Source organism: Actinopolymorpha sp. B11F2 (genome assembly GCF_040195635.1).
Taxonomy (GTDB): Bacteria; Actinomycetota; Actinomycetes; order Propionibacteriales; family Actinopolymorphaceae; genus Thermasporomyces.
In genome coordinates this window covers 1-3,481 of the sequence record NZ_JBEFTX010000046.1, presented here as the reverse complement: position 1 = coordinate 3,481, position 3,481 = coordinate 1, and the positions used below count along the sequence as shown (strand labels likewise).

The window sequence follows — 3,481 nt, the reverse complement described above, 5'->3', positions numbered from 1 at the left end:
AGGTTTAGGACGATGGCTGGGGGACCTTGCATTTGATCTTGGGGTTGACGCCGACGTAGTTCAATGGTCCTGCGATGACGGTGATCACCACGTTGCCGGCTTCGGCGCAGCTGGCCTCGGGGTTTTGGAAGTAGTCGCGTTGGATTGCTGCTAGGGCTCCGATGAGGAGCCAGATGACGGCGACGACTGCTGTGATCCGCATGATGAACCTCCAGGTCTGCTCCTGTGTCGAGCTCCCCCGATCGGCGGCCGTCTTCTGGACGCCGTTGGCTGTGCTGGACTATTTCTGGTCGCTGCCAGGCGGCGTTGCTGTGGCTGTGTGGGGACGCCCGGATGGCCTGGTTCCGGCTGCTGGTTGGCCGTTCGGGTCGGCTGGTAAGGCTTCGACGATGGTGTCGATCAGGGTGGGTTGGTCGAGTGTGGGGACGACGCGGTGCACGGTGGACAGCACCATCGCCAGAAGCAGGCAGGTGGCGCCGGCGATGCCGGTGACTCCGGCCAGATAGGCGCCGATGAGCCGTGGTGTGCTGAGCTCGACCGGTGGGGTGAGTTCGGCGTGGTCGACCAGCCCGATGGTCAGGACCGTGGCGGCTAGCAGGATCCCTCCGACCAGGGCGAGCACGGCGACGGTGCGGTGGTGGGGTCGGGCGGGTTTCTGGACTGGTTCGTGTCGTTGGGCAAGGACGAGGAAGTGGCCGCCAACCGAGGCCCAGATTCCGACGATGAGGAGGGCGGCGAGGGCGTCGCTGGGCCGGTGCCAGCCGGCCGACAGTGTGGCGATCCCGGTGAGCGCGGTGTAGGTGGTGCCGATCACAGCGGTCAGGCTGCACAGTCGGGGTGGGACGACCAGGACCGCGGCAACGGTCACCGCCGCGGCGACGGTCATGTGTCCGCTGGGCAGGCTGTTGGGTGCGCCGATGTTGGTGCCGGCGATGCCGAGGTCGGGCCGGTCGATCACGATGTTCTTCAGCACCCGGCTGGTGGCTGTGGCGCCGACGATCAGCAGTGTTGTGACTATGGCCAGCCGGTAGCGGCGGCGGGCGATGGCGATGAACCCGATCGCGATGGTCGCGCCGATCAGTGAGGCTAGCGACACGACATCGAGCAGGGTGTCTACGAGGTCTGCGACCTGGGAACGTCCGATGCTGCCGGCGCGCAGCACGCTGGCGTCGAGCACCTGGCCGTGTGGGGTCCGGATGAAAATCCACCACACCAGCGCCAGACCCACCACCTGGACCAGGGCCAGCACCACCAGCCAGGCCGCCACCACGCCCCGAACAAGACGCCGCATGAGTGAGGTGCCTGGGCCTGTTCGTCTCAGATGCATGGCTTCCTCGGCTTCCGGGTTTGTCGTCGCGGGGACGGTGCGCTGGGCGGTGCTCGGGCTATAGCCGGTCCTCCCCGTCGCCGGCGGCGGTGATGGTGGAGACGGCGCTATCGGTGCTGTCGGCTTCCGTGCCGTCCGGGGCGAGGGGGAGGTCTAGGTGGTAGCGGTCGATGAGGTGTTTGATCAGTGGGGGGACCTTCACGTACAGCAGTTTCCGGCCGTATCGGCGTGCGGTTTTGCCGATGAGGTCGAGGGCGAGCAGGCCGTCCACGTCGGTGTGGATGCAGCCGTTGAGGTCGACATCGATCTCGCCTGCGGTAGGGCCGGCGAGGATTCGTCGGAGGTGTTGATGCAGTGTCGGGGTGGTGTGCCGGGTGATCGGGCCGAAGACACTGACGATGGTTCGACCGTCACGCTGGTCGGTGCGCATCCACAGCGCAGACATTCCGCACACCTGCTTTCCATCACTGCCGACGATCGCCATGTGCTGACCGGATAGCTAGGTCTCGTCTAGTTTCGTCGGCGTGGGCGGCCGAGTTGTGCGCACCAGCGCTTGATCCGACCGAAGACCAGCTGCGCCTTGGCCACAGGCCCGCGGGGCGCCTGCGGCTGGCGCTTGAAACGGCCGAGAAGGTCCTTGGCCGACGCGATGGGGCGGCGCCTGTTCTTCGCCGGCGGCGCGGCCGGTGTCGTCTTGCGGTTCAGGCGACGGCCGATGTTTCGTGCCGCAGCAGTGACACCCTGGATGCGTCGGCGCGGTGTGGCGGGACTGCTCATCGTCAACTCCCTTTTCGTAGGCCAAAGCTGTCGGTGTGTCGCTGCCCGGTGACCCTCGCCCTCAGCGGGTGGTGCGCAGACACACCCGTCTCCTCGAGACATCTCTGAGGAGTAGTGCTGCCTGCCTGACTGATGTGCATGCCCGGGGGCGGGGCCGGGGCGGGGCGACACTGCCTCAGAGCGCCCCGGCCCCGCCGAAGGCCGCCGCCCAGGGGGGTGCGCAGCGGCCGTGCCGAGGGGTGGTGAAGGAGTCAGGAACTCGACAGCACCACCACTGCTAGTCGGTCTGGACCTTGTTCAGTGTGGCGGCTGCCGCCGCGGCACAGCCAGCGGGTGAACACACCCTCGAAGCCGCCTGGACGCGAGAAACTCCATCCAAATCCCCCGCACCTTCGCAGCGGTAGATGGTGGGCATCGCCGCCGCCATGGCCGGCGCCCTCAGCGGCTGTCGGGTCCACCTGTCCCACGCGGACGGGTCGGTTCGCATCAACATCGCCACCACCTCCTCGTCCAGGTTCTCGATGACTCCGAGACTGGCGATCGACGCGCTAGTTGAGTCCTACTGGCTCAACTAGATCTATCTGTCTAGTGCTAGATACTGTGGTTTGTCAAACATCAACGACTGATCTCTCAGGCCGCAACAAAACGCCTCACGCAGGAGAAATCTCCATGTCGGCCCACGAACACCCAGCAGGCAACACCAACGGCGACCCCGCCGACCAGGAAGTCAACCCGCGCGGAGACCAGGGGCTGTATCCGATCTCGGTCGTCACCGATCTGACCGGCATCGACAGCCAACAACTCCGCCGGTGGGAACGCGCCGGGCTGCTCAAACCACCCCGCTCAGCAGGCGGAACCCGCCGCTACAGCAACAACGACCTCGCCCGACTGCGCCACATCTCCCGACTCGCCCACCGCGGACTCAACTTGCCAGGCATCGCCGTCGTCCTCCACCTGGAAGACCAGCTCCAACAACTCCGCAGCGAGAACAACCACCTTCGCGACCAGCTCGACCAAGCCCACCAACGGTGACGCAACCCACCCCAGCGGTCGTCCTCAACCGGACAGTTGCGTTAGCGGAGCGACCCGGACCGGGAACCGACTGGCCAGTAACACGACTGGCCCAGTAACCAACGGGGCAATGTGGCTCCGGTCAGGGAGGTCGATCCGGATGTCGGACACAACGTGGTGGGCACAAGCGGACCTTCCACCCACCGAACACGCACCCAGGGCTGCCCGAAGGATCCTCGAAGAGCTTCTGCACGTCTGGGACCAACCGCACCTCGACGCGCTGGCAGAAGATGCCCGACTTGTCATCAGCGAACTGGTCACCAACGCCGTCCTGCACGGAGGCGACAACCCAAACGCCCTGCACCT

The 3,481-nt window shown here is 66.1% G+C and carries 7 protein-coding genes; 3 read left to right on the top strand and 4 right to left on the bottom strand.

Translation table 11 applies throughout. The features are described from left to right. Positions 1-4: 4 nt before the first annotated feature. The 4 genes from ABN034_RS34090 to ABN034_RS34075 all read right to left on the bottom strand — a co-directional run bounded on the left by ABN034_RS34090 (position 5) and on the right by ABN034_RS34075 (position 2,104). Positions 5-202 (bottom strand): hypothetical protein, encoded by a 198-nt coding sequence (locus ABN034_RS34090; protein ID WP_349695082.1) that lies wholly within the window; start codon positions 200-202, stop codon positions 5-7. Positions 203-280: 78 nt separating this feature from the next. Next, positions 281-1,291 carry a phosphatase PAP2 family protein gene (locus tag ABN034_RS34085; RefSeq protein WP_349695081.1) on the bottom strand — a complete coding sequence of 337 codons (1,011 nt, stop codon included), beginning with the start codon at positions 1,289-1,291 and terminating at the stop codon, positions 281-283. A 94-nt stretch (positions 1,292-1,385) separates the two neighbouring features. Then, positions 1,386-1,772 carry an STAS domain-containing protein gene (locus ABN034_RS34080; RefSeq protein WP_349695080.1) on the bottom strand — a complete coding sequence of 129 codons (387 nt, stop codon included), beginning with the start codon at positions 1,770-1,772 and terminating at the stop codon, positions 1,386-1,388. Between the two features lie 65 nt (positions 1,773-1,837). After that, positions 1,838-2,104, bottom strand: coding sequence for a hypothetical protein (locus tag ABN034_RS34075; protein WP_349695079.1), 267 nt, complete (start codon positions 2,102-2,104; stop codon positions 1,838-1,840). A gap of 404 nt (positions 2,105-2,508) precedes the next feature. Here ABN034_RS34075 and ABN034_RS34070 point away from each other — a divergent pair, with 404 nt between their 5' ends. From ABN034_RS34070 to ABN034_RS34060, 3 genes are all read left to right on the top strand, one after another. Continuing rightward, on the top strand, positions 2,509-2,679 hold the full coding sequence (locus ABN034_RS34070) for a hypothetical protein (RefSeq protein ID WP_349695078.1): 171 nt from the start codon (positions 2,509-2,511) through the stop codon (positions 2,677-2,679). Positions 2,680-2,773: 94 nt separating this feature from the next. Further along, complete coding sequence (locus ABN034_RS34065; RefSeq protein WP_349695077.1) at positions 2,774-3,136, top strand: MerR family transcriptional regulator; 363 nt, start codon at positions 2,774-2,776, stop codon at positions 3,134-3,136. 139 nt (positions 3,137-3,275) lie between these two features. Beyond that, on the top strand, positions 3,276-3,481 hold a 206-nt coding region (locus tag ABN034_RS34060), incomplete at its 3' end, for a hypothetical protein (RefSeq protein WP_349695076.1).